The organism is Escherichia sp. E2661 (genome assembly GCF_004745185.1).
In the GTDB taxonomy this organism is placed as follows: domain Bacteria; phylum Pseudomonadota; class Gammaproteobacteria; order Enterobacterales; family Enterobacteriaceae; genus Escherichia.
This window is the reverse complement of record NZ_PDIG01000026.1, coordinates 128,460-152,626: the sequence shown is the minus strand read 5'-3', so window position 1 is coordinate 152,626 and position 24,167 is coordinate 128,460. Positions and strand designations below refer to the sequence as shown.

Below are 24,167 nucleotides of genomic sequence, written 5' to 3'. Positions count from 1 at the left end.
CTGACACAAGGTCAGTCAAGTCTGACGAGGTGCTGAAAAAAAGTTAACGTTCTGGTAGGTGCAGGTGACTTCAGAAGATGGCAAAACAGGTAAGACCGCAGGAGGATACACCGAGAGGTAACAAGGGCAAGTTAGCCCGTAGAGGATGATTGGTACCTGCCTGGCGGATTTCATCATGGTTCGGGATAAAAATCCCATCAGAAACCGGATATATGGCTGCACCTACCCGTTTTATTACATAACTGAAGAAAGCATTGCATTCCGGGAGCGTCCATATATGTTACCTCGCGCCCGACCCGGTAGCCGTAAGGGATAAGCCGAGGGCACCGCGCAGCGGCGATTTTGTTCGCCAGAGCCCGGGGGTGCAGGGGGCGGCGACGATTGGCCGCCCCTTGCGCGCTCCTTGCGCCAGTGATTATATGAAGCAATGCACATGACAGGAGCGCAACAGGATGAGAGACTGAAATATTCTCGTTATTTTCGAATCTGATGACATTAATTAATTTTAAAATATCATCTTAAATACGCCAGTCACCACCAGTAGCCCAATCAGGAAAATAATCAATACTGCCCAGAGTATAATTTTCATTGGCGTTCCTTTATTTGTGAATGCTGAATAAGTATAGGAAAAAATGAAACTCTTTGCCGTCATTCATAAGCAATTAAGATAAATCAGAGGATATCATTCACTTACTGTATATTTTTCTGGATATGTCGTTTTATTTCCGCTGATGTATTGCCACGCGAAACTAAAAAATATATCGCCACACACGGTAATCTCCGCGCACCGTTTCTTACCTGATTATTCCCCATGAATCGTGATTCATTTAATGCAGCAAGCGTCTGTTTTCCGCTTTTAATTTTGTTGGCTGGGTGTGCGCCTGTGCACGAAACTCGCCAGGCGTTAAGCCTGCAAACGCCTGCCACGCAAGTGGACACGACGTTACCTGCGGCATTGAAAAACGGTTGGCCAGACAGTCAGTGGTGGCTGGAATACCACGATAATCAACTCACTTCCTTAATTAATAATGCAATACAGAACGCGCCGGATATGCAGGTGGCTGAACAGCGAATTCAACTGGCTGAAGCGCAGGCGAAAGCAGTAGCGACCCAGGATGGCCCGCAGGTAGATTTTTCTGCGGATATGCAACGGCAAAAAATGTCGGCTGAAGGGTTAATGGGGCCGTTTGCCCTGAACGATCCTGCCGCAGGAACTACGGGGCCGTGGTATACCAACGGTACTTTTGGTTTAACGGCGGGCTGGCATCTTGATATTTGGGGAAAGAATCGGGCGGAAGTTACTGCTCGCCTGGGGAATGGTAAAGCACGGGCGGCTGAACGTGAGCAGACCCGACAATTGCTGGCTGGCAGCGTGGCACGCCTGTACTGGGAGTGGCAAACCCAGGCAGCTTTGAACACTGTATTGCTGCAAATCGAAAAAGAGCAGAACACCATTATTGCGACCGATCGCCAGCTCTATCAGCGTGGAATTACCTCTTCGGTTGAAGGTGTGGAAACCGATATTAATGCCAGTAAAACCCAGCAACAGCTCAACGATGTCGCGGGTAAAATGAAAATTATCGAGGCGCGATTAAGTGCGCTCACCAACCATCAGAAAAGCGCATTGAAGCTGCATCCGGTCACGTTGCCGAAAGTGGCAAGCCAGCTTCCTGATGAACTGGGATATTCCTTGCTGGCCCGGCGGGCAGATTTGCAGGCGGCGCATTGGTATGTCGAGTCGTCGTTAAGTACCATCGACGCAGCAAAAGCGGCATTTTATCCCGACATCAATCTGATGGCCTTTCTGCAACAGGATGCTTTGCATTTAAGCGATCTTTTTCGTAGCTCCGCCCAACAGATGGGCGTCACGGCGGGGCTGACATTGCCAATATTCGACAGCGGCAGACTTAATGCCAATCTTGATATTGCGAAAGCCGAAAGCAACTTGTCGATTGCCAACTACAACAAAGCAGTGGTCGAGGCGGTGAATGATGTGGCGCGGGCGGCGAGTCAGGTGCAGACACTGGCAGAGAAAAACCAGCATCAGGCGCAAATTGAGCGCGATGCCATGCGTGTGGTGGGGCTGGCACAGGCGCGATTTAACGCGGGCATCATCGCGGGTTCCCGCGTCAGTGAAGCCAGAATTCCGGCGCTTCGCGAACGAGCCAACGGCCTGCTTTTGCAAGGGCAATGGCTGGATGCCTCCATTCAACTCACCAGTGCGCTGGGCGGGGGCTATAAACGCGGTTGATGTCTCATTTATCAAGTATTAAGCAGAGAAACGTTGGACCTCACCGGCGTTTCATTTCCCGCGCCGTTTCAGCCACCAGCGAACACCAACCACCAGAGCCACAACCAGAATCAACCAAACCCAGTGCTTCAAATGTTGGTCAAGTTCGTGCAACCACGGCGCAATCACCTGACCACCAGCGTAACCGATAGTGGTAAAAATCAACGCCCAGGCAAATGCGCCGAGAATATTCAGCGGTAGAAATATTTTCGGCGGTAGCTGACTAGCGCCAATCAGCGTCGGACCAATCACCCGAAAGCCATACATAAAACGTGTACCAATAACAAACAGATACGGATGACGTTGGATCAGCTTCTGCGCCCGTTCAATTTTATCCTGATGTTTTGATAAACGGCGTAACAGCTTGCCGCCAAACCGCCGCCCGCACAGATAAAGCGCCTGGTCGCCAATCATGCCGCCAAGTGCTACGGAAAGTACCACTAGCGGGAATTTCAGCAGCCCCTGATGCGCGGCAACACCACCGAGCAAGGTGACGGTTTCACCTTCAGCCAGACTGCCAAGTACCAGCGCGGCATAACCATATTGTGAAATAAGTGTATTAATATCCATAGGCCAGTCTGTCTCCCTTTGGTTACCTGTAAGCATACACCCAGTAAATTATTCACGCAGAAAAAGCCCCTCAGGGTAGTGCACTAATTTTGTGGTTGAATAAAAAATAATCACAAGCTGACTTATACTTGAACTGTCAGGTTCATGAACTCACAACAAGGGGGCGGTATGAGCCATGTCTGGGGACTGTTTTCCCATCCCGATCGTGAAATGCAGGTGATTAATCGTGAAAACGAAACGATTTCTCATCACTACACCCACCACGTTTTGCTGATGGCGGCGATTCCGGTGATTTGCGCCTTCATTGGCACCACGCAAATCGGCTGGAATTTTGGCGATGGCACTATCCTGAAGTTATCCTGGTTTACCGGACTGGCGTTGGCTGTCTTGTTTTATGGCGTGATGCTGGCTGGGGTCGCGGTGATGGGGCGGGTCATCTGGTGGATGGCGCGCAATTACCCACAGCGCCCGTCGCTTGCGCACTGTATGGTCTTCGCGGGATACGTCGCGACGCCGCTGTTTCTAAGCGGTCTGGTAGCGCTTTACCCGCTGGTCTGGCTGTGTGCTCTGGTCGGCACGGTGGCGCTGTTTTACACGGGGTATCTGCTTTATCTCGGTATTCCAAGCTTCCTGAATATTAACAAAGAGGAAGGTCTTAGCTTCTCCAGTTCGACACTGGCGATTGGTGTGCTGGTACTGGAAGTCCTGCTCGCCCTTACCGTCATACTTTGGGGGTACGGTTATCGTCTGTTCTAGAAAGTTCTTTTGCGTTGCATTGCTGGCGTAAATGTCAGCAATGCAGCATTTCCTCACGATTCTCCTTTGACGACCGCACTTTTTGCTCGTTATGATGGCTTCGCTAGCCTCAGTAAATCCTTACTCCGGCGGTGCGCAACCCGTGCGCGTGAACCACTATTTGAATGCTCATCATGCCGAAATTTCGAGTTTCTTTATTTAGCCTGGCCCTGATGCTGGCTGTGCCTTTTGCACCGCAGGCCGCTGCGAAAACGGCAGCCGCTACCACCGCTTCGCAGCCGGAAATTGCTTCCGGTAGTGCGATGATTGTTGATCTTAATACCAACAAAGTGATCTATTCGAACCACCCGGATCTGGTGCGTCCGATTGCCTCAATCACCAAATTAATGACTGCGATGGTTGTGCTGGATGCACGACTGCCGCTGGATGAGAAACTAAAAGTAGACATCAGCCAGACGCCGGAGATGAAAGGGGTCTATTCGCGCGTACGACTGAACAGCGAAATCAGCCGTAAAGATATGCTGCTGCTGGCGTTGATGTCTTCGGAAAACCGCGCGGCGGCGAGCCTGGCACATCATTATCTTGGCGGTTATAACGCATTTATTAAAGCAATGAATGCGAAAGCAAAAGCTCTCGGGATGAATAACACGCGCTTCGTTGAACCGACCGGGCTATCAGTGCATAACGTTTCGACTGCCCGTGATCTGACCAAATTGTTGATTGCCACCAAACAATATCCGTTGATCGGTCAGTTAAGTACCACCCGTGAAGATATGGCGACCTTCTCTAACCCGTCGTATACGCTGCCATTCCGCAATACTAACCATCTGGTGTATCGCGATAACTGGAATATCCAGCTAACCAAAACGGGCTTTACCAATGCCGCAGGGCATTGCCTGGTGATGCGCACGGTTTTCAATAATAAACCGGTGGCGCTGGTGGTGATGGATGCGTTTGGCAAATATACCCATTTTGCCGATGCCAGCCGCCTGCGTACATGGATTGAAACCGGCAAAGTGATGCCCGTTCCGGCAGCGGCGTTGAGTTATAAAAAACAAAAAGCCGCCCAGATGGCGGCGGCAGGGCAGACGGCACAAAACGATTAAGTTTGCTTGCCCGTAGGCCGGAGAAGGCGTTTACGCCGCATCCGGCATTCGATTGTGCCGTGCCTGATGCGATGCTTGCGCATCTTATCAGGCCTACAAACGTGACCCGCCCGTCAGGCTGGATAAGGCGTTCACGCCGCATCCGGCATTCGTTGTCCGTGCCTGATGCGATGCTTGCGCATCTTATCAGGCCTACAAATGTGACGCGCCTGTAGGCTGGANAAGGCGTCACGCCGCATCCGGCATTGTGTCGGATGCGATGCTGCCGCATCTTATCCGACCTACAGATATCACCGCGCTCGTAGGCTGGATAAGGCGTTCACGCCGCATCCGGAAAAAGCCGCCCGCACAATAACATCATTCTTCCTGAACACGTTTTACCGCAAATTATCATCACCACTGAAACCGATTACACCAACCACACCAGCCAAATATTTGTAATATTTTCATATTATTATTCAGTTTTCACGGTTGTTACATTTCTTTTCAGTAAAGTCTTAATTGCAGATAACCGTGTTTAACCTATGATGATATAACTCAATTAATTTCATATACTTAAATTATAACCATAATGAATATTAGTGTAAGCGATTACACTGATGTGATTTGCTTCACATCTTTTTACGTCGTACTCACCTATCTTAATTCACAATAAAAAATAACCATATTGGAGGGCATCATGCCTGACGCTAAAAAACAGGGGCGGTCAAACAAGGCAATGACGTTTTTTCGTCTGCTTCCTTGCTGCTCTGGCGGGATTACTCTTTGGCCTGGATATCGGTGTAATTGCTGGCGCACTGCCGTTTATTGCAGATGAATTCCAGATTACTTCGCACACGCAAGAATGGGTCGTAAGCTCCATGATGTTCGGTGCGGCAGTCGGTGCGGTGGGTAGCGGCTGGCTCTCCTTTAAACTCGGGCGCAAAAAGAGCCTGATGATCGGCGCAATCCTGTTTGTTGCCGGTTCGCTGTTCTCTGCTGCTGCACCGAACGTTGAAGTGCTGATTCTTTCCCGCGTTCTGCTGGGTCTGGCGGTAGGTGTAGCCTCTTATACCGCGCCGCTGTACCTCTCTGAAATTGCGCCAGAGAAAATTCGCGGCAGTATGATCTCGATGTATCAGTTGATGATCACTATCGGGATCCTCGGCGCGTATCTTTCTGATACCGCCTTCAGCTACACCGGTGCATGGCGCTGGATGCTGGGTGTGATTATCATCCCGGCAATTCTGCTACTGATTGGTGTCTTCTTCCTGCCAGACAGCCCACGTTGGTTTGCCGCTAAACGCCGCTTTGTTGATGCCGAACGCGTGCTACTGCGCCTGCGCGACACCAGCGCGGAAGCCAAACGCGAACTGGATGAAATCCGTGAAAGTTTGCAGGTTAAACAGAGCGGTTGGGCATTGTTTAAAGAGAACAGTAACTTCCGTCGCGCGGTGTTCCTGGGTGTACTGTTGCAGGTGATGCAGCAATTCACCGGGATGAACGTCATCATGTACTACGCGCCGAAAATCTTCGAACTGGCGGGTTATACCAACACCACAGAGCAAATGTGGGGGACCGTGATTGTCGGCCTGACCAACGTACTTGCCACCTTTATCGCAATCGGTCTTGTTGACCGTTGGGGGCGTAAACCAACGTTGACGCTGGGCTTCATGGTGATGGCTGTGGGCATGGGCGTACTGGGTACAATGATGCACATCGGTATTCACTCACCGTCGGCGCAGTATTTCGCCATCGCCATGCTGCTGATGTTTATTGTCGGTTTTGCCATGAGCGCGGGTCCGTTGATTTGGGTACTGTGTTCTGAAATCCAGCCGCTGAAAGGCCGCGACTTCGGTATCACCTGCTCCACCGCTACCAACTGGATTGCCAACATGATTGTCGGCGCAACCTTCCTGACTATGCTCAACACGCTGGGCAACGCCAATACCTTCTGGGTTTACGCAGGTCTGAACGTGCTGTTTATCCTGCTGACACTGTGGCTGGTGCCGGAAACCAAACACGTTTCGCTGGAACACATTGAACGTAATCTGATGAAAGGTCGTAAACTGCGCGAAATCGGCGCTCACGATTAATCTCCCCAGGCTTCCTCCCGTCGCGGAGGAAGCCACCTCTTGCAGTCATCTTTTCTTCGCTCTATCCTCTGCCGCTATGAAAACATCCCGTCTCCCTATCGCCATCCAACAGGCTGTTATGCGTCGCCTGCGGGAAAAACTCGCCCAGGCCAACCTGAAGCTGGGGCGTAACTATCCGGAGCCAAAACTCTCTTATACCCAGCGTGGCACATCCGCCGGAACGGCCTGGCTGGAAAGCTATGAAATTCGCCTCAATCCGGTGTTGCTGATGGAAAACAGCGAGGCTTTTATAGAAGAAGTGGTGCCACACGAACTGGCGCATTTGCTGGTATGGAAACACTTTGGTCGCGTAGCGCCACATGGCAAAGAGTGGAAGTGGATGATGGAAAGCGTGCTGGGCGTTCCCGCCCGCCGTACGCATCAGTTTGAACTGCAATCCGTGCGCCGTAACACTTTCTCCTACCGTTGCAAATGCCAGGAGCATCAGCTCACCGTACGTCGTCATAACCGCGTGGTACGAGGCGAAGCCGTCTATCGCTGCGTTCACTGCGGTGAACAACTGGTTGCCCAATAACCAGCAGAACTATCAGGAATTTTACTGATCTGGCTGATTGCATACCAAAACAACTTTCGCTACGTTGCTCGCTCGTTTTAACACGGAGTAAGTGATGTACCGTAATTTGTCTGTGGCTGCGGTGGTACTGAGCGCAGCATTATCCGGCACGGCGTTAGCCGAAGGCATCAATAGTTTTTCCCAGGCGAAAACAGCAGCGGTAAAAGTCTACGCTGATGTGCCGGGAACATTTTACTGTGGATGTAAAATCAACTGGCAGGGTAAAAAAGGCATCGTGGATCTGGAGTCGTGCGGGTATCAGGTGCGCAAAAATGAAAACCGCGCCAGCCGCGTAGAGTGGGAACATGTTGTTCCCGCCTGGCAGTTCGGCCACCAGCGTCAGTGCTGGCAGGAAGGCGGTCGTAAAAACTGCGCTAAAGATCCGGTTTATCGCCAAATGGAAAGCGATATGCATAACCTGCAGCCCGCGATAGGTGAAGTGAATGGCGATCGCGGCAACTTTATGTACAGCCAGTGGAATGGCGGCGAGGGCCAGTATGGGCAGTGCGCTATGAAGATTGATTTCAAAGAAAAAGTTGCTGAACCGCCAGCTCATGCCCGTGGTTCCATTGCGCGGATTTACTTCTACATGCGTGACCAGTACAACCTGACACTCTCACGCCAGCAAACGCAGCTGTTTAACGCCTGGAACAAAATGTATCCGGTCACCGACTGGGAGTGTGAGCGTGACGAACGCATCGCGAAGGTGCAAGGCAATCACAACCCGTATGTGCAACGCGCTTGCCAGGCGCGAAAGAGCTAACCTACACTAGCGAAATTCTTTTTGTTAACCCTACCCCACGCGCGCAACCGCGTGGGGAGACGACGCGGATATTTAACCATGCGTATCCCCCGCATTTATCATCCTGAACCACTCACCAGCAATTCGCAGATCGCGCTTTGTGAAGATGCTGCTAACCATATCGGGCGCGTCCTGCGTATGGGGCCAGGTCAGGCATTACAGTTATTTGACGGCAGCAACCAGGTCTTTGACGCAGAAATCACCAGCGCCAGCAAAAAAAGCGTGGAAGTTAAAGTGCTGGAAGGCCAGGTAGACGACCGTGAATCTCCCTTGCATATTCACCTTGGTCAGGTGATGTCGCGCGGAGAAAAAATGGAATTCACTATCCAGAAATCGATAGAACTTGGCGTAAGCTCATTACGCCACTTTTTCTGAACGCTGCGGCGTTAAACTGGATAGTGAACGTCTGAACAAGAAGCTCCAGCAGTGGCAGAAAATTGCAATTGCCGCCTGCGAGCAGTGTGGTCGTAATCGGGTACCAGAAATCCGTCCGGCGATGGATCTGGAAGCCTGGTGTGCAGAGCAAGATGAAGGCTTGAAACTCAATCTTCACCCGCGCGCCAGTAACAGCATCAATACATTGCCGTTACCGGTTGAACGCGTCCGCCTGCTGATTGGCCCGGAAGGCGGTTTGTCGGCAGATGAAATTGCCATGACTGCCCGCTATCAATTTACTGATATCCTGTTGGGACCTCGCGTTCTGCGTACTGAGACAACTGCGCTCACCGCCATTACCGCGCTACAAGTGCGTTTTGGCGATCTGGGCTAACGGAGAAGAATAATGATCAAGCTCGGCATCGTGATGGACCCCATCGCAAGCATCAACATCAAGAAAGATTCCAGTTTCGCTATGTTGCTGGAAGCACAGCGTCGTGGTTACGAACTTCACTATATGGAGATGGCCGATCTCTATTTGATCAATGGTGAGGCTCGCGCTCGTACCCGTACTTTGAGCGTCGAACAGAACTACGATAAATGGTACGAGTTCACGGGTGAGCAGGATCTGCAACTGGCCGATCTCGACGTGATTCTGATGCGTAAAGATCCGCCGTTTGATACCGAGTTTATCTACGCGACCTATATTCTGGAACGCGCCGAAGAGAAAGGAACGCTGATTGTTAACAAGCCGCAGAGCCTGCGCGACTGTAACGAGAAGCTGTTTACCGCCTGGTTCTCTGACTTAACGCCAGAAACACTGGTCACGCGCAATAAAGCGCAGTTGAAAGCGTTCTGGGAAAAACACAGCGATATCATCCTCAAGCCGCTGGACGGTATGGGTGGCGCGTCGATTTTCCGCGTGAAAGAAGGCGATCCGAACCTTGGTGTGATTGCCGAAACCTTGACTGAGCACGGCACTCGCTACTGCATGGCACAAAATTATCTGCCAGCGATTAAAGATGGTGACAAGCGCGTGCTGGTGGTGGATGGCGAACCAGTACCGTACTGTCTGGCGCGTATTCCACAGGGCGGCGAAACCCGTGGCAATCTGGCTGCCGGTGGTCGTGGCGAACCTCGTCCGCTAACGGAAAGCGACTGGAAAATCGCCCGTCAGGTAGGACCGACGCTGAAAGAAAAAGGGCTGATTTTTGTTGGTCTGGATATTATCGGTGACCGCCTGACTGAAATTAACGTCACCAGCCCAACCTGTATTCGTGAGATTGAAGCAGAGTTTCCGGTGTCTATCACCGGAATGTTAATGGATGCTATTGAAGCACGATTACAGCAGCAGTAACCCTGTTTAGCGAGAGGGATCTCGTTGAGACTATGAGTGACAGCGCCATACTTTCCACGCATACTGGGCGCTGTTGCTTTTTTGAACCAGGAAACAGAACCTCTGACAATGAATTTACAGCATCACTTTCTTATTGCCATGCCTGCTCTCCAGGATCCGATTTTCCGTCGTTCCGTGGTCTACATTTGCGAACATAATACCAATGGAGCAATGGGGATCATCATTAACAAGCCACTGGAAAATCTCAAAATTGAAGGGATTCTGGAAAAGCTGAAGATCACGCCGGAGCCGCGTGATGAATCTGTCCGTCTGGACAAACCGGTTATGCTTGGCGGTCCGCTGGCTGAAGATCGCGGGTTTATTTTGCATACCCCGCCATCCAATTTTGCGTCCAGCATTCGCATTTCAGATAACACGGTGATGACCACTTCCCGCGATGTGCTGGAAACACTCGGCACCGATAAACAACCTGCTGACGTGATGGTAGCCCTTGGTTACTCCTCCTGGGATAAAGGCCAACTGGAGCAAGAAATTCTCGATAATGCGTGGTTAACCGCCCCGGCAGATCTGAATATTCTGTTCAAAACACCGATAGCCGACCGCTGGCGCGATGCGGCAAGGCTGATTGGTGTTGATATTCTCACCATGCCTGGTGTGGCAGGGCATGCCTGATGAGCGGAACATTACTCGCCTTCGACTTCGGCACCAAAAGCATTGGCGTAGCGGTCGGCCAACGCATTACCGGCACCGCTCGCCCGCTGCCCGCAATTAAAGCACAGGACGGTACGCCGGACTGGAACCTTATCGAGCGTTTACTGAAAGAGTGGCAACCAGACGAAATCATCGTCGGTTTACCGCTGAATATGGACGGCACCGAGCAACCATTGACTGCCAGAGCGCGTAAATTTGCCAACCGTATTCATGGCCGTTTTGGTGTTGAAGTAAAGCTCCATGATGAACGGCTTAGCACCGTGGAAGCGCGTTCCGGTCTGTTTGAACAAGGCGGCTATCGGGCGCTCAACAAAGGCAAAGTCGACTCTGCCTCTGCGGTTATTATTCTCGAAAGTTATTTCGAGCAGGGATATTAAGGCGATTTATAAGCGCACGGATTGCTGATAACGTGCTCGTTGTTTCATGTTGGATGCGGCGTGAACGCCTTATCCAACCTACAGTGAGTGCAAATTCAATAAGTTACGCTTCCCTTATAGGCCCGATAAGCTTGCGCATCGGGCATGTTTACAATTCGTATCAGGCACAGCAACGTCACAAGCGCCCTTCCCCCACCCGCTGCTGATAACTCTGCTGAAACGTTATCATCCCCACCTGCTGCCCGGTTTGAATAACATGCGGTAACTGGTGGGTTTTCCCCTCACGAATCAAATTCCCCACCGCGGGTGTGTTAATCAGCAATTCAAACAGCGCCACACGTCCTTCCTGTTTATCCACTTCCAGCTTTTGTGACAACACTGCTCGCAAACTACCCGCCAGTTGATTACGCACGGGATCTTTTTCCTGCGCCGGAAATGAATCCACCAACCGCTCAACGGCCTGCGCCGCACCACGCGTATGTAAAGTTGCCAGCACCAGGTGCCCGGTTTCTGCCGCCGTCAGCGCCAGACGTATTGTCTCGCTGTCACGCAGCTCTCCGAGCAATATCACATCGGGATCTTCCCGCAATGCAGCCCGCAATCCCGATGCGAACGTCATACAGTGCAAACCAATCTCCCGCTGCTGGATCAAACATCGCTGGCTGGTATAGAGATATTCCACAGGATCTTCCAGCGTCAGAATATGCGCATCGGCATGTTGATTGAGATAGCCAACCATCGCCGCCAGAGTGGTCGATTTGCCACTCCCCGTCGCCCCCGTCACCAGAATCAGGCCATTCTCGCTATTGAGTAATTCCGGTAATACCGGCGGCGCGCCAAGCTGTTCGAGCTGCGGGCAGTGCGAAGGCAACAGCCGTAACGCCAGAGAAATACCTTGCCGTTGGGCGAACGCACTACCACGCAACCGCTGGTTTTCCGTCAGCGACACGGCAAAATCCAGCTGACCATTCTCCAGCAATATCGCCCGCTGCTCGTCATCCAGCCACTCCCGCAGTAGCTCCTCGACGTCCGGCGCATCAAACGGCGCAGCTTCCATTCTGCCGCGAATGCGCCATCGTGCGGGCCAGGCGCTGCACAGGTGTAGATCCGAGACGTTATGCTTTACACTAAGGGCCACAATTTCTTCCATATTCATACTAAGATCCTCGGAAAATGAACGATATTGCGCATAACCTGGCACAGGTCCGGGACAAAATCTCAGCGGCTGCAACGCGTTGCGGCCGTTCTCCAGAAGAAATTACGCTGCTTGCAGTCAGTAAAACAAAACCTGCGAGCGCCATCGCAGAAGCCATTGATGCCGGGCAGCGTCAATTTGGTGAAAACTACGTTCAGGAAGGGGTAGATAAAATTCGCCACTTTCAGGAGCTGGGCGTAACAGGATTAGAATGGCATTTTATTGGCCCGTTGCAGTCTAATAAAAGCCGCCTGGTGGCAGAAAATTTCGACTGGTGTCATACCATCGACCGTTTGCGTATCGCTACCCGCCTGAACGACCAGCGACCGGCAGAACTTCCCCCTCTTAACGTGCTGATTCAAATCAATATTAGCGATGAAAACAGCAAGTCAGGGATTCAACTGGCGGAACTGGACGAGCTGGCTGCTGCGGTCGCTGAACTACCGCGTTTACGTCTGCGCGGGCTGATGGCAATCCCTGCGCCTGAGTCAGAATATGTAAGGCAGTTTGAAGTTGCACGCCAAATGGCTGTAGCATTTGCCGGACTGAAAACGCGCTACCCGCATATCGACACGCTCTCTCTGGGAATGTCGGACGATATGGAAGCCGCCATTGCGGCAGGTAGCACGATGGTTCGTATCGGCACTGCAATTTTTGGTGCGCGTGATTACTCTAAAAAATAAGGAATTAAAGGAACGCCATGAATACGTTGACTTTCCTGCTTTCAACGGTCATTGAGCTGTATACCATGGTGCTGTTATTACGCATCTGGATGCAGTGGGCTCATTGTGATTTTTATAACCCTTTCTCACAGTTTGTGGTGAAGGTGACACAACCGATTATCGGGCCACTGCGCCGCGTTATTCCGGCAATGGGCCCCATTGATAGCGCCTCGCTGCTGGTCGCGTACATTTTGAGTTTTATCAAAGCCATCGTGCTGTTCAAAGTGGTGACCTTCCTGCCGATCATCTGGATTGCAGGTTTGCTGATTCTGCTGAAAACCATCGGCCTGCTGATTTTCTGGGTCCTGCTGGTGATGGCGATTATGAGCTGGGTAAGCCAGGGTCGTAGCCCAATTGAATACGTGCTGATTCAGCTTGCCGATCCGCTGCTGCGCCCGATTCGCCGCCTGCTACCGGCAATGGGTGGGATTGATTTCTCGCCGATGATCCTCGTTCTGCTGCTGTATGTCATTAATATGGGTGTCGCAGAAGTGCTGCAGGCAACCGGAAATATGCTGCTGCCGGGGCTGTGGATGGCGTTATGAGTGCCGTAACAGTTAATGATGACGGTCTGGTTTTACGGCTCTATATTCAGCCGAAAGCCAGCCGTGATTCTATTGTCGGTTTACATGGCGACGAGGTAAAAGTCGCCATTACCGCGCCGCCGGTTGACGGTCAGGCCAACAGCCATCTGGTGAAGTTTCTCGGTAAGCAATTCCGGGTAGCCAAAAGCCAGGTGGTGATTGAGAAAGGCGAACTTGGCCGCCACAAACAAATTAAAATCATTAATCCGCAACAAATCCCGCCAGAAATCGCGGCGTTAATTAATTAGGTATCCTATGCAAAAAGTTGTCCTCGCAACCGGCAATGCCGGTAAAGTGCGTGAGCTGGCGTCGCTGCTTAGCGACTTCGGTCTTGATATCGTGGCCCAAACAGACCTCGGCGTAGATTCCGCTGAAGAAACCGGCCTGACCTTTATCGAAAACGCGATTCTGAAAGCGCGCCATGCGGCAAAAGTGACCGGTTTACCGGCAATTGCGACGACTCTGGTCTGGCGGTAGATGTGCTTGGCGGCGCGCCGGGTATTTACTCCGCACGTTATTCCGGTGAAGACGCGACCGATCAAAAGAATCTGCAAAAACTGCTGGAAACACTGAAAGACGTACCGGACGACCAACGTCAGGCGCGTTTCCACTGCGTGCTGGTGTATCTGCGTCACGCGGAAGATCCGACCCCGCTGGTGTGCCATGGCAGCTGGCCGGGTGTGATTACTCGCGAACCGGCGGGCACTGGTGGCTTTGGTTATGATCCAATCTTCTTCGTACCTTCCGAAGGGAAAACCGCTGCCGAACTGACCCGCGAAGAAAAGAGCGCCATTTCCCACCGTGGTCAGGCATTGAAACTGCTGCTGGACGCTTTACGTAATGGTTAAATTACCGCCGCTGAGTCTCTACATTCACATCCCGTGGTGCGTGCAGAAATGCCCGTACTGCGATTTCAACTCTCACGCGTTGAAAGGAGAAGTGCCGCACGACGATTATGTTCAGCATCTGCTTTGCGATCTGGACAACGATGTGGCTTACGCTCAGGGCCGTGAAGTAAAGACAATCTTTATTGGCGGTGGTACGCCGAGCCTGCTTTCCGGCCCGGCGATGCAAACGCTGCTGGACGGCGTGCGTGCGCGTTTGCCGCTGGCAGCGGATGCAGAAATTACTATGGAAGCGAACCCTGGAACGGTAGAAGCCGATCGCTTTGTCGATTATCAGCGTGCTGGTGTGAACCGCATCTCTATTGGTGTGCAGAGTTTTAGCGAAGAAAAGCTGAAACGGCTCGGGCGCATTCACGGCCCGCAAGAAGCGAAACGTGCAGCAAAACTGGCAAGCGGACTGGGGCTGCGTAGCTTTAACCTCGATTTGATGCACGGGCTGCCGGATCAATCACTGGAAGAGGCGCTAGGCGATCTGCGCCAGGCCATTGAACTGAATCCGCCGCATCTTTCCTGGTATCAACTGACCATCGAACCCAATACGCTGTTTGGCTCGCGCCCTCCCGTACTGCCGGACGATGATGCGTTATGGGATATTTTCGAACAGGGGCATCAGTTGTTAACCGCGGCAGGTTATCAGCAATATGAAACTTCCGCTTACGCCAAGCCCGATTATCAGTGCCAGCACAATCTCAATTACTGGCGATTTGGCGACTACATCGGCATCGGCTGCGGCGCGCACGGCAAAGTGACCTTCCCGGATGGGCGCATTCTGCGTACCACCAAAACGCGTCATCCGCGTGGTTTTATGCAAGGAAGGTATCTGGAAAGCCAGCGTGATGTCGAAGCCGCAGATAAGCCGTTTGAGTTCTTTATGAATCGCTTCCGTCTGCTGGAGGCCGCGCCGCGCGTGGAGTTTAGCCAGTTTACTGGCCTTTCTGAAGAAGTTATTCGCTCTCAGTTAGACGAGGCTATCGCTCAGGGCTATCTCACAGAATGTGCGGATTACTGGCAGATTACGGAACATGGGAAGCTGTTTTTAAATTCGCTGCTGGAGCTTTTTCTAGCTGAGTAAACTTGTATTGCCGGATGCGGCGTGAACGCCTTATCCAGCCTACATGTGGCAACGGTTGTAGGTCTGATAAGACGCGCAAGCGTCGCATCAGACGTTGATTGCCGGATGCGGCGTGAGCGCCTCAGCCGACATGTGGCAGCGGTTGTAGGTCTGATAAGACGCGCTAGCGTCGCATCAGACGTTGATTGCCGGATGCGGGGTCGAACGCCGCATCCTGCTACAAATCGTGCGCTATATCAAAACTTACTTAATCACCCCATTGCGCCGTAATGCTTCGGTATCTTTTTTCCAGCGATCGCAGGCCTTATTGATATCGTCAATTTTCATCAAAATCGCGACTTTTTTTACTGTTTATTTCTGAAACCTTCATCGTTAACGGATATTGCCCTTTCTCGAGCGTTATCCAGTCATCCTGCAATTTACGGCTAAGTTTTTGTGATTGCAGAAAGGTCTGTCGCCGTTGTTCGTTGATATCAAAATCTCGTTTCTGCTGAATCGGCACTTCATAACACTCTTCACTCTGTTTATGACATGCCGCAATCGCCGGTTGATAAACCTCTTTGTCATATTTAACCGCGAACGCCTCGCTATCATTCTGTTTATTAAACTCATCACGCTGTTGGTGAATTTTTTTTAAAGGCGTCTTCGCGAGTCATTTGCTTGCCATTTGCATCTTTTCCCCAATATGCATCTGCTGCTTTCTTCGCCGCCACCATTTGCTTATCAAGCGCTTTTACATCCTTTTCCAGCGCAGGAATCGAGTTCTTCTGGGTATTCAACGCTGATTCAAGCTGACTAAAGCGATAATTGAAATCTTCGCTATTCACAATCAGGTACTTATTATTCGTTTTAATATCGTCGACCGCCCGCCCACTATCGCTGGCTGCCGCCTGAAAAGAGTAAAAGTTCACCGTCCAGCCAGACGCGGGCGTTCCTTTACTGGTTAACATCGCCGAGAATTTTACTGGTTTATCTTTCGTCCAGGTCTGTTCGAGCAGTTCGTAATCTGTCAACTGACCGACCCAGGTATAGAGATCGTCATTGGAAGAGACATCGCCTTCCGCTGACCAGGTGGCCTGATTACCCTTGGCATCAAGATTTTTTAAGGTGATGGCATCAAGTTTGAGAATGCCGTGATACTGCTTTTTGAATTGATCTTTTAAGATATTTTCAGTTGGCGGTTCGCCATCGGCCCAGACATTACCAGACATCAACATAAGCAGCGCCGTGCCAACAATCCATTGCTTTTTCACCCGAAAACCCTCGCGCGGAATAATTTATTCCGGTGATTATCATTAGGGTAATGATAATTGGCAATGGACGTGAGTCTGAAGTGAATAAGCCCCGGCGCGATACCGGGGCGAGGTGATTAGTACTGATTGAAGATCTGCTGGATCTGCTGCGGATCTTTGGTTTGCGTCAGAGCCAGTTGCAGCAGAACGCGCGCTTTTTGCGGGTTCAGCGTGCCAGAGGCGACGAAGCCGTATTTCGCATCATCCACTTCGGCATCCTGAGTGGTAGCGCCCGTCGGTACGCGGGAAGAACGCACTACCGCAGTGCCGTTTTTCGCGGCGGTCGCCAGAGTGTCAAACACGGATTTATACAGGTTGCCGTTACCCACACCAGCGCTCACGATGCCATCATAGCCCGCATCTACCAGGGCTTTAGCCGGAAGATCGGATGCGTTAGCGTAGTTATAAACAATGCCGACTTTCGGCAGTTCATTCAGCTTAGAGACATCGAACGGCGTGTCGCCAGTATGCTTACGTGCCGGGGTACGCTGATAGTCAATCTTACCGTTGTGAATGTAACCCAGAGGGCCGTAGTTAACAGACTTAAAGGTCGCAACGTCGGTGGTGTTGGTTTTGGTGACATCCCGCCCATCCAGCACAGTGTCGTTCATCACCACCAGCACACCACGATTGGCGGAGGCTTTATCAGCTGCGGTCACTACCGCGTTATACAGGTTGAATGGACCGTCTGCGCTCATGGACGTGGACGGGCGCATTGCGCCAACCATCACCACGGGCTTGTCGCATTTCACCGTCAGGTCGAGGAAGTAAGCAGTCTCTTCCATCGTGTCGGTACCGTGGGTAATAACGAAGCCGTCAGTCTTATCACAGTCGGTGTTAATTTTTTTCGCCAGTGTCAGCCAGACATCATCGTTCATATCCTGGGAGCCGATATTAACGACCTGCTCGCCTTTAACGTTCGCAATGTCCTTCAGTTGCGGCACCGCATTGACCAGATTTTCTACGCCAACTTTACCCGCTGTGTAGTTAGATTTGGTTGCGGAGTCACCACCACCGGCAATCGTCCCGCCAGTCGCTAAAATGGTGATATTGGGTAATGCCAATGCTGCACCACTAAAACCCATAACCAGTGCGGCAAGTGCCGTCTTTTTGAAAAACTCCATTTCATTCCTCCAGTTACGTGAACGCTACGTATTATCCCTTAGCTTTGTATAGGAAATTTGACGTTAAACAATTTACTTTGTGAATAGATTTTGGAGATCTATAAAGTTAGAGGCAGGTAACAAAATGAAGAATTAAACGGCATAAAAAAGCATTATGCCGTCTTAAACTAGAGGATTATTTCAAATTCCCGACCAGGGCTTTACGGCTGTCTTCCAGAGTCACAACACGGCTACAAACATCTTTGCCAAATTGCTGGAAATCTTTTTCCTGCTTTTTCCACTCGGTCTGGATTGAGGATTGCAGTCCTCCCAGGCTTCCCAGCACATTCTGTAACGGGTTGCCGCCGCTTTTCAGCACCGCTTTCGCGCCCATTTCGTTAATGCTGTCCTGCAAAATTCCGCCCATCGCCTGATTCACTAACTGCTGACCTTCGGCGCGAACCTGATCAATGGCTTTATAGTGAAATGTCAGGCCATCGCTGCGCGTTTCGATAATACGATTCATCTGCTCTTTCAGCTGCGCATCAAGTTTGGTCAGACGGCTGCGCATTTTGCTGCTTTCGCCCATCTCCTGAACGATAATTTTATCCAGCGCAACGCGTGCTTTCTCTACGCGGCTTTTCGCGCCTTCATCAATCCACGGCAGCGTGCTGCGCAGTTCGGCCTGATAATCCTTCGCCTGCTCGCGCTGGGCGGCGTTCAGTGAATATTGCTTGCCGTTGTACATCACATTGCCGTCTGGCGTGATCACCAGATTGCCGTTTTCGCCCTTCACCTGCACGGTTTGCGGGCTGACAATCACATCGTCACGCGGCGTGACGCTGCACTGGTAGTCGGCGTGAGCGGTCATTGCCGTCACTGAAAGTGCTGCCGCCAGCAGCATTTTGCGCATCATAGTCTTCCCTCAAGAACAAATCAGGCCAGCATTTGCTGGCCCCAGATTGATAACAAAGTACACGTTGTCCATGCCGGATGCGGCGTAAATGCTTTATCCGGCCTACTCGATCGTGCATCTTTCCAGGCCTGATAAGCGTAGCGCATCAGGCAGTTTTGCATTTGTCATCGCCCGTATGCTTTCTTAGTCCCACCAAACATCGAAAAGTTCGCTGGTGCGTACCTCATCCAGTTTGCGCTCTTCCAGCCACTTACGCACAATCGCCTGATGTTCTTCGGTGCATTTGCCGATTTCCTGCATGCAGATCAGACCTTCCCAGGCCAGATAACCGCTGCCGTCAAAGGCCAGTTTGTTCGGTTCGATAACCTCGTTAATAAAGTCATCAACGGTTTTATCAATCTGCTCTTCCGATGTACCTTCCGGGAATCGCCATGCCACCGAAAATCCTAATTCCTGGAATTCGTCGATGTGCATTTTTTTACGCAGACGACGGCTACGGTTCTTTGCCATTATTTCACCCTCTCGAACATTAAGTCCCATACTCCGTGACCAAGACGATGACCACGTTGTTCAAATTTCGTCACCGGACGTGATGCCGGACGCGGTACGTAATCATTGCTCTCTGACAGGTTTTTATAACCGTCAATGGAAGACATCACTTCGAGCATATGTTCCGCATAAGGTTCCCAATCGGTCGCCATATGGAATACGCCACCCAGCTGCAGTTTGCTTTTTACCAGTTCAGCAAACGGCACCTGAACGATACGGCGTTTATTATGGCGCGCTTTGTGCCACGGGTCAGGGAAAAAGAGCTGCACCATGCGCAATGAATTGTCAGGAATCATTTTATGCAGCACTTCAACCGCGTCGTGGCACATCACGCGCAGGTTGGTTAAGCCCTCTTCATGCGCAGAAGCCAGGCATGCACCAACGCCCGGTGAATGCACTTCAATGCCGAGGAAGTCCTGCTCGGGGCGATCTTTAGCCATTGCCACCAGCGAGGCGCCCATGCCAAAACCAATCTCAAGCGTCACCGGCGCTTCACGGCCAAAAAGCGCAGGGAAATCCAGCATATCTTCGCTGAACTCAACGCCCATCACCGGCCAGTAGTTTTCCAGCGCATGTTCCTGGCCTTTGGTCAGTCGCCCCTGGCGGCGCACAAAACTACGGATACGGCGCAGTGGGCGGCCGTTTTCATCAAATTCCGGTGAGATGACGTCGTTTTTCATAAAGATTTAGTCGCTTGTGAAAGTGTTCTGAAAACGGGCATTATCCAAAGTTAGTTGCCGGATGCAAGCATGATAAGGCCGTAGCTGCGGAAAGTTCCGGTTTACACCCCGCCGCGGCTGTGCTGCAATCTTGCCCCCAACAACAGTGAATTCGGTGACCATGCAAGCGTCGCAATTTTCAGCCCAGGTTCTGGACTGGTACGATAAATACGGGCGGAAAACGCTGCCCTGGCAAATTGACAAGACGCCCTACAAAGTATGGCTCTCAGAAGTGATGTTGCAACAAACTCAGGTTGCGACCGTTATCCCCTATTTTGAACGCTTTATGGCGCGCTTCCCGACGGTGACCGATCTCGCCAATGCGCCGCTGGACGAAGTTCTCCACTTGTGGACCGGGCTTGGCTATTACGCCCGCGCGCGCAATCTGCATAAAGCGGCACAGCAAGTTGCCACCTTACACGGTGGTAAATTCCCGGAAACCTTTGAAGAAGTCGCGGCGTTACCGGGCGTCGGGCGTTCCACTGCGGGCGCGATTCTCTCACTTTCTCTGGGTAAGCACTTTCCGATTCTCGACGGTAACGTCAAACGCGTGCTGGCGCGCTGCTATGCTATAAGCGGCTGGCCTGGGAAAAAAGAGGTCGAGAATAAACTATGGAGTTTGAGCGAGCAGGTGACGCCCGCGGTTGGCGTGGAACGGTTTAATCAGGCGATGATGGATTTGGGCGCGATGATTTGCACGCGTTCGAAGCCGAAATGCTCGCTCTGTCCGCTACAAAACGGGTGTATTGCCGCCGCCAATAATAGCTGGTCGCTTTATCCGGGCAAAAAACCGAAACAGACGCTGCCGGAGCGCACCGGCTACTTTCTGCTGTTACAGCACGAAGATGAAGTATTGCTGACGCAGCGTCCGCCGAGCGGATTGTGGGGCGGTTTATACTGTTTCCCGCAGTTTGCCGACGAAGAAAGTTTGCGGCAATGGCTGGCGCAACGGCAGATTGCTGCCGATAACCTGACGCAACTGACCGCGTTTCGCCATACCTTCAGCCATTTCCATTTAGATATTGTGCCTATGTGGCTTCCCGTGTCGTCATTCACCGACTGCATGGATGAAGGCAATGCGCTCTGGTATAACTTAGCGCAACCGCCGTCAGTTGGCCTGGCGGCTCCCGTGGAGCGTTTGTTACAGCAGTTACGCACTGGCGCGCCGGTTTAGCGCGTGAGTCGATAAAGAGGATGATTTATGAGCAGAACGATTTTTTGTACTTTCCTGCAACGTGAAGCAGAAGGTCAGGATTTTCAGCTGTACCCCGGCGAGCTGGGGAAACGCATCTATAACGAGATCTCCAAAGAAGCCTGGGCGCAGTGGCAGCACAAACAAACCATGCTGATTAATGAAAAGAAACTCAACATGATGAATGCCGAGCACCGCAAACTGCTGGAGCAGGAGATGGTCAACTTCCTGTTCGAGGGTAAAGAGGTGCATATCGAGGGCTATACGCCGGAAGATAAAAAATAAAAACAGTGCCGGAGTACGCCTCCGGCAACTTGCATAAAAACAAACACAACACGCACCCGGAATGATGAAAAAATATCTCGCGCTGGCTTTGATTGCGCCGTTGCTCATCTCCTGTTCGACGACCAAAAAAGGCGATACCTATAATGAAGCCTGGGTCAAAGATACCAACGGTTTTGATATTCTGATGGGGCAATTTGCCCACAATATTGAGAACATCTGGGGATTCAAAGAGGTGGTGATCGCCGGTCCTAAGGACTACGTGAAATACACCGATCAGTATCAGACTCGCAGCCACATCAACTTTGATGACGGCACGATTACTATCGAAACCATCGCCGGGACAGAACCTGCCGCGCATCTGCGCCGGGCAATTATCAAAACGTTGCTGATGGGTGACGATCCGAGTTCGGTCGATCTCTATTCCGACGTTGATGATATTACGATTTCGAAAGAACCTTTCCTTTACGGTCAGGTGGTGGATAACACCGGGCAGCCGATTCGCTGGGAAGGCCGTGCGAGTAACTTCGCGGATTATCTGCTGAAAAACCGCCTCAAAAGCCGCAGCAACGGACTGCGTATCATCTACAGCGTCACCATTAACATGGTGCCGAACCACCTTGATAAACGTGCGCACAAATATCTCGGCATGGTCCGCCAGGCGTCACGGAAATATGGCGTTGATGAGTCGCTGATTCTGGCGATTATGCAGACCGAATCTTCCTTTAACCCGTATGCGGTCAGCCGTTCCGATGCGCTGGGATTAATGCAGGTGGTACAACATACTGCCGGGAAAGATGTGTTCCGCTCGCAGGGGAAATCCGGCACGCCAAGCCGCAGTTTCTTGTTTGATCCTGCCAGCAATATTGATACCGGCACCGCGTATCTGGCGATACTGAACAATGTTTATCTCGGCGGAATTGATAACCCAACGTCGCGGCGTTATGCCGTCATCACCGCCTATAACGGTGGTGCAGGCAGCGTGTTACGCGTTTTCTCTAACGATAAGATTCAGGCGGCTAATATTATTAATACCATGACACCGGGCGATGTTTATCAGACGCTGACGACTCGCCATCCTTCTGCGGAATCTCGTCGCTATCTTTATAAAGTGAACACGGCGCAAAAATCTTACCGTCGCCGATAATTTTACCCTTATCCCTAACAATACTCCGAGGAAAGTGTTACACGCATCACAATTCCGCCTTGCAAATTGAGATTATTTGCAATTATTTGCTACGGATAACAAAAAAACAGTCAGTGAAGTTGATAGAATCGCATCATCTTGCACGGTCAAATGTGCTTTTTAAAACACTCATCCGCATCACGATGTGAGGAAATTAACATGAATCTTAAGCTGCAGCTGAAAATCCTCTCTTTTCTGCAGTTCTGTCTGTGGGGAAGTTGGCTGACGACCCTCGGCTCATATATGTTCGTTACCCTGAAGTTCGACGGTGCTTCCATTGGCGCTGTTTATAGCTCGCTGGGTATCGCTGCGGTCTTTATGCCTGCTTTGCTGGGGATTGTGGCCGACAAATGGTTAAGTGCGAAATGGGTGTATGCTATTTGTCACACCATCGGCGCAATCACCCTCTTCATGGCGGCACAAGTTACCACTCCGGAGGCGATGTTCCTCGTGATATTGATTAACTCGTTTGCTTATATGCCAACGCTTGGGTTAATCAACACCATCTCCTACTATCGCCTGCAAAATGCCGGAATGGATATCGTGACTGATTTCCCGCCAATCCGTATCTGGGGTACTATCGGCTTTATCATGGCAATGTGGGTTGTGAGCCTGTCTGGCTTTGAATTGAGCCACATGCAGCTATATATTGGCGCAGCACTCTCCGCCGTTCTGGTGCTGTTCACCTTTACGCTGCCGTATATTCCGGTTGCTAAACAGCAAGCTAATCAGAGCTGGACGACGCTGCTCGGCCTCGATGCATTCGCGCTGTTTAAAAACAAGCGTATGGCGATTTTCTTCATCTTCTCGATGCTGCTGGGCGCGGAACTGCAGATTACCAACATGTTCGGTAATACCTTCCTGCACAGCTTCGACAAAGATCCGATGTTTGCCAGCAGCTTTATTGTGCAGCATGCGTCAATCATCATGTCGATTTCGCAGATCTCTGAAACCCTGTTCATTCTGACCATCCCGTTCTTCTTAAGCCGCTACGGTATTAAGAACGTAATGATGATCAGTATTGTGGCATGGATCCTGCGTTTTGCGCTGTTTGCTTACGGCGACCCGACTCCGTTCGGTACCGTACTGCTGGTTCTGTCGATGATTGTTTACGGCTGTGCGTTCGACTTCTTCAACATCTCTGGTTCGGTGTTTGTCGAAAAAGAAGTTAGCCCGGCAATTCGCGCCAGTGCGCAAGGGATGTTCCTGATGATGACCAACGGCTTCGGCTGTATCCTCGGTGGCATCGTGAGCGGTAAAGTGGTTGAGATGTACACCCAAAACGGCATTACCGACTGGCAGACCGTATGGCTGATTTTCGCAGGTTACTCCGTGATTCTGGCCTTCGCATTCATGGCGATGTTTAAATACAAACACGTTCGTGTCCCTGCCGGTACACAAACTGTTAACCACTAATT

23 protein-coding genes and 4 pseudogenes are annotated in these 24,167 nt (G+C 51.4%); 19 read left to right on the top strand and 8 right to left on the bottom strand.

Annotation, left to right across the window (positions count from 1 at the left end; all coding sequences use genetic code 11):
* Positions 1-505 precede the first annotated feature (505 nt).
* A complete protein-coding gene (yohP, locus tag CRI63_RS24410; protein WP_000691708.1) occupies positions 506-589 on the bottom strand; it encodes a small membrane protein YohP in 84 nt (27 codons plus the stop codon).
* A gap of 222 nt (positions 590-811) precedes the next feature.
* Here yohP and mdtQ point away from each other — a divergent pair, with 222 nt between their 5' ends.
* The gene (gene mdtQ, locus CRI63_RS13915) at positions 812-2,251 is read left to right on the top strand and encodes a multidrug resistance outer membrane protein MdtQ (RefSeq protein ID WP_135519835.1); all 1,440 of its coding nucleotides are present in this window, start codon (positions 812-814) and stop codon (positions 2,249-2,251) included.
* 51 nt (positions 2,252-2,302) lie between these two features.
* Here the strand turns inward: mdtQ and CRI63_RS13910 are convergent, their stop codons facing one another.
* Positions 2,303-2,860 carry a DedA family protein gene (locus tag CRI63_RS13910; RefSeq protein ID WP_130261138.1) on the bottom strand — a complete coding sequence of 186 codons (558 nt, stop codon included), beginning with the start codon at positions 2,858-2,860 and terminating at the stop codon, positions 2,303-2,305.
* A 168-nt stretch (positions 2,861-3,028) separates the two neighbouring features.
* Between CRI63_RS13910 and CRI63_RS13905 the strand changes: the two genes are divergently transcribed.
* From CRI63_RS13905 to ruvX, 9 genes and pseudogenes are all read left to right on the top strand, one after another.
* Positions 3,029-3,616 (top strand): Yip1 family protein, encoded by a 588-nt coding sequence (locus CRI63_RS13905; RefSeq protein WP_001295454.1) that lies wholly within the window; start codon positions 3,029-3,031, stop codon positions 3,614-3,616.
* Positions 3,617-3,789: 173 nt separating this feature from the next.
* Positions 3,790-4,722 carry a D-alanyl-D-alanine endopeptidase gene (gene pbpG, locus CRI63_RS13900; RefSeq protein ID WP_135519833.1) on the top strand — a complete coding sequence of 311 codons (933 nt, stop codon included), beginning with the start codon at positions 3,790-3,792 and terminating at the stop codon, positions 4,720-4,722.
* Between the two features lie 679 nt (positions 4,723-5,401).
* A pseudogene (gene galP, locus CRI63_RS13895) lies at positions 5,402-6,797 on the top strand (galactose/proton symporter).
* Between the two features lie 76 nt (positions 6,798-6,873).
* On the top strand, positions 6,874-7,371 hold the full coding sequence (locus CRI63_RS13890; RefSeq protein ID WP_130218035.1) for a SprT family zinc-dependent metalloprotease: 498 nt from the start codon (positions 6,874-6,876) through the stop codon (positions 7,369-7,371).
* A 94-nt stretch (positions 7,372-7,465) separates the two neighbouring features.
* On the top strand, positions 7,466-8,173 hold the full coding sequence (endA, locus tag CRI63_RS13885; protein ID WP_130207903.1) for a deoxyribonuclease I: 708 nt from the start codon (positions 7,466-7,468) through the stop codon (positions 8,171-8,173).
* A 78-nt stretch (positions 8,174-8,251) separates the two neighbouring features.
* A pseudogene (gene rsmE, locus CRI63_RS13880) lies at positions 8,252-8,981 on the top strand (16S rRNA (uracil(1498)-N(3))-methyltransferase).
* A 12-nt stretch (positions 8,982-8,993) separates the two neighbouring features.
* Positions 8,994-9,944, top strand: a complete 951-nt coding sequence (gshB, locus tag CRI63_RS13875; protein ID WP_130207907.1) for a glutathione synthase — start codon at positions 8,994-8,996, stop codon at positions 9,942-9,944.
* A gap of 108 nt (positions 9,945-10,052) precedes the next feature.
* The gene (locus CRI63_RS13870; protein ID WP_130207909.1) at positions 10,053-10,616 is read left to right on the top strand and encodes a YqgE/AlgH family protein; all 564 of its coding nucleotides are present in this window, start codon (positions 10,053-10,055) and stop codon (positions 10,614-10,616) included.
* Positions 10,616-11,032: a Holliday junction resolvase RuvX gene (ruvX, locus tag CRI63_RS13865; protein ID WP_000017111.1), complete on the top strand. Its 417-nt coding sequence runs from the start codon at positions 10,616-10,618 to the stop codon at positions 11,030-11,032. The genes CRI63_RS13870 and ruvX overlap by 1 nt, the downstream gene beginning before the upstream one ends.
* Before the next feature lie 175 nt (positions 11,033-11,207).
* On the opposite strand, the gene CRI63_RS13860 is transcribed toward ruvX, so the two are convergent.
* Positions 11,208-12,188 carry a type IV pilus twitching motility protein PilT gene (locus tag CRI63_RS13860; RefSeq protein WP_135519831.1) on the bottom strand — a complete coding sequence of 327 codons (981 nt, stop codon included), beginning with the start codon at positions 12,186-12,188 and terminating at the stop codon, positions 11,208-11,210.
* A gap of 17 nt (positions 12,189-12,205) precedes the next feature.
* Between CRI63_RS13860 and yggS the strand changes: the two genes are divergently transcribed.
* The 5 genes and pseudogenes from yggS to hemW all read left to right on the top strand — a co-directional run bounded on the left by yggS (position 12,206) and on the right by hemW (position 15,510).
* Positions 12,206-12,910, top strand: a complete 705-nt coding sequence (yggS, locus tag CRI63_RS13855; RefSeq protein WP_135519829.1) for a pyridoxal phosphate homeostasis protein — start codon at positions 12,206-12,208, stop codon at positions 12,908-12,910.
* A 17-nt stretch (positions 12,911-12,927) separates the two neighbouring features.
* Positions 12,928-13,494: an osmotic shock tolerance protein YggT gene (gene yggT / locus CRI63_RS13850; protein ID WP_001094831.1), complete on the top strand. Its 567-nt coding sequence runs from the start codon at positions 12,928-12,930 to the stop codon at positions 13,492-13,494.
* On the top strand, positions 13,491-13,781 hold the full coding sequence (gene yggU / locus CRI63_RS13845; protein WP_001277222.1) for a DUF167 family protein YggU: 291 nt from the start codon (positions 13,491-13,493) through the stop codon (positions 13,779-13,781). The genes yggT and yggU overlap by 4 nt, the downstream gene beginning before the upstream one ends.
* Before the next feature lie 7 nt (positions 13,782-13,788).
* A pseudogene (locus CRI63_RS13840) lies at positions 13,789-14,381 on the top strand (XTP/dITP diphosphatase).
* Positions 14,374-15,510 (top strand): radical SAM family heme chaperone HemW, encoded by a 1,137-nt coding sequence (gene hemW / locus CRI63_RS13835; protein ID WP_135519827.1) that lies wholly within the window; start codon positions 14,374-14,376, stop codon positions 15,508-15,510. Before CRI63_RS13840 ends, hemW begins: the two are co-directional and overlap by 8 nt.
* A 243-nt stretch (positions 15,511-15,753) precedes the next feature.
* On the opposite strand, the pseudogene CRI63_RS13830 reads toward hemW, so the two are convergent.
* The 5 genes and pseudogenes from CRI63_RS13830 to trmB form a co-directional block, all read right to left on the bottom strand.
* Positions 15,754-16,763: pseudogene (locus CRI63_RS13830) on the bottom strand (DUF1202 family protein).
* A gap of 116 nt (positions 16,764-16,879) precedes the next feature.
* Positions 16,880-17,926 (bottom strand): L-asparaginase 2, encoded by a 1,047-nt coding sequence (ansB, locus tag CRI63_RS13825; RefSeq protein WP_135488791.1) that lies wholly within the window; start codon positions 17,924-17,926, stop codon positions 16,880-16,882.
* A 175-nt stretch (positions 17,927-18,101) separates the two neighbouring features.
* Entirely contained in the window at positions 18,102-18,821 is a 720-nt protein-coding gene (locus CRI63_RS13820; protein ID WP_000984799.1) for a DUF2884 family protein, read from the bottom strand.
* Positions 18,822-19,004: 183 nt separating this feature from the next.
* A complete protein-coding gene (locus tag CRI63_RS13815) occupies positions 19,005-19,331 on the bottom strand; it encodes a YggL family protein (RefSeq protein ID WP_001107564.1) in 327 nt (108 codons plus the stop codon).
* Positions 19,331-20,050 (bottom strand): tRNA (guanosine(46)-N7)-methyltransferase TrmB, encoded by a 720-nt coding sequence (trmB, locus tag CRI63_RS13810; protein ID WP_064529713.1) that lies wholly within the window; start codon positions 20,048-20,050, stop codon positions 19,331-19,333. Before trmB ends, CRI63_RS13815 begins: the two co-directional genes overlap by 1 nt.
* A 160-nt stretch (positions 20,051-20,210) precedes the next feature.
* Between trmB and mutY the strand changes: the two genes are divergently transcribed.
* The 4 genes from mutY to nupG all read left to right on the top strand — a co-directional run bounded on the left by mutY (position 20,211) and on the right by nupG (position 24,165).
* The gene (gene mutY, locus CRI63_RS13805; RefSeq protein WP_135519825.1) at positions 20,211-21,263 is read left to right on the top strand and encodes an A/G-specific adenine glycosylase; all 1,053 of its coding nucleotides are present in this window, start codon (positions 20,211-20,213) and stop codon (positions 21,261-21,263) included.
* Positions 21,264-21,290: 27 nt separating this feature from the next.
* Positions 21,291-21,566 (top strand): oxidative damage protection protein, encoded by a 276-nt coding sequence (locus tag CRI63_RS13800; RefSeq protein WP_000091700.1) that lies wholly within the window; start codon positions 21,291-21,293, stop codon positions 21,564-21,566.
* A gap of 64 nt (positions 21,567-21,630) precedes the next feature.
* A complete protein-coding gene (gene mltC, locus CRI63_RS13795) occupies positions 21,631-22,710 on the top strand; it encodes a membrane-bound lytic murein transglycosylase MltC (RefSeq protein ID WP_001374284.1) in 1,080 nt (359 codons plus the stop codon).
* A gap of 198 nt (positions 22,711-22,908) precedes the next feature.
* Positions 22,909-24,165: a nucleoside permease NupG gene (gene nupG / locus CRI63_RS13790; RefSeq protein ID WP_130207923.1), complete on the top strand. Its 1,257-nt coding sequence runs from the start codon at positions 22,909-22,911 to the stop codon at positions 24,163-24,165.
* Positions 24,166-24,167: the final 2 nt, after the last annotated feature.

Coding starts and splice junctions, on each gene's coding strand:
- yggU (WP_001277222.1), top strand. CDS start 13,491: ATGAGTGCCGTAACAGTTAATGATGACGGTCTGGTTTTACGGCTCTAT.
- mltC (WP_001374284.1), top strand. CDS start 21,631: ATGAAAAAATATCTCGCGCTGGCTTTGATTGCGCCGTTGCTCATCTCC.
- trmB (WP_064529713.1), bottom strand. CDS start 20,050: ATGAAAAACGACGTCATCTCACCGGAATTTGATGAAAACGGCCGCCCA.
- ruvX (WP_000017111.1), top strand. CDS start 10,616: ATGAGCGGAACATTACTCGCCTTCGACTTCGGCACCAAAAGCATTGGC.
- CRI63_RS13815 (WP_001107564.1), bottom strand. CDS start 19,331: ATGGCAAAGAACCGTAGCCGTCGTCTGCGTAAAAAAATGCACATCGAC.
- mutY (WP_135519825.1), top strand. CDS start 20,211: ATGCAAGCGTCGCAATTTTCAGCCCAGGTTCTGGACTGGTACGATAAA.
- endA (WP_130207903.1), top strand. CDS start 7,466: ATGTACCGTAATTTGTCTGTGGCTGCGGTGGTACTGAGCGCAGCATTA.
- gshB (WP_130207907.1), top strand. CDS start 8,994: ATGATCAAGCTCGGCATCGTGATGGACCCCATCGCAAGCATCAACATC.
- yggT (WP_001094831.1), top strand. CDS start 12,928: ATGAATACGTTGACTTTCCTGCTTTCAACGGTCATTGAGCTGTATACC.
- CRI63_RS13860 (WP_135519831.1), bottom strand. CDS start 12,188: ATGAATATGGAAGAAATTGTGGCCCTTAGTGTAAAGCATAACGTCTCG.
- CRI63_RS13890 (WP_130218035.1), top strand. CDS start 6,874: ATGAAAACATCCCGTCTCCCTATCGCCATCCAACAGGCTGTTATGCGT.
- CRI63_RS13820 (WP_000984799.1), bottom strand. CDS start 18,821: ATGATGCGCAAAATGCTGCTGGCGGCAGCACTTTCAGTGACGGCAATG.
- CRI63_RS13800 (WP_000091700.1), top strand. CDS start 21,291: ATGAGCAGAACGATTTTTTGTACTTTCCTGCAACGTGAAGCAGAAGGT.
- nupG (WP_130207923.1), top strand. CDS start 22,909: ATGAATCTTAAGCTGCAGCTGAAAATCCTCTCTTTTCTGCAGTTCTGT.
- yohP (WP_000691708.1), bottom strand. CDS start 589: ATGAAAATTATACTCTGGGCAGTATTGATTATTTTCCTGATTGGGCTA.
- hemW (WP_135519827.1), top strand. CDS start 14,374: ATGGTTAAATTACCGCCGCTGAGTCTCTACATTCACATCCCGTGGTGC.
- CRI63_RS13870 (WP_130207909.1), top strand. CDS start 10,053: ATGAATTTACAGCATCACTTTCTTATTGCCATGCCTGCTCTCCAGGAT.
- ansB (WP_135488791.1), bottom strand. CDS start 17,926: ATGGAGTTTTTCAAAAAGACGGCACTTGCCGCACTGGTTATGGGTTTT.
- CRI63_RS13905 (WP_001295454.1), top strand. CDS start 3,029: ATGAGCCATGTCTGGGGACTGTTTTCCCATCCCGATCGTGAAATGCAG.
- mdtQ (WP_135519835.1), top strand. CDS start 812: ATGAATCGTGATTCATTTAATGCAGCAAGCGTCTGTTTTCCGCTTTTA.
- yggS (WP_135519829.1), top strand. CDS start 12,206: ATGAACGATATTGCGCATAACCTGGCACAGGTCCGGGACAAAATCTCA.
- pbpG (WP_135519833.1), top strand. CDS start 3,790: ATGCCGAAATTTCGAGTTTCTTTATTTAGCCTGGCCCTGATGCTGGCT.
- CRI63_RS13910 (WP_130261138.1), bottom strand. CDS start 2,860: ATGGATATTAATACACTTATTTCACAATATGGTTATGCCGCGCTGGTA.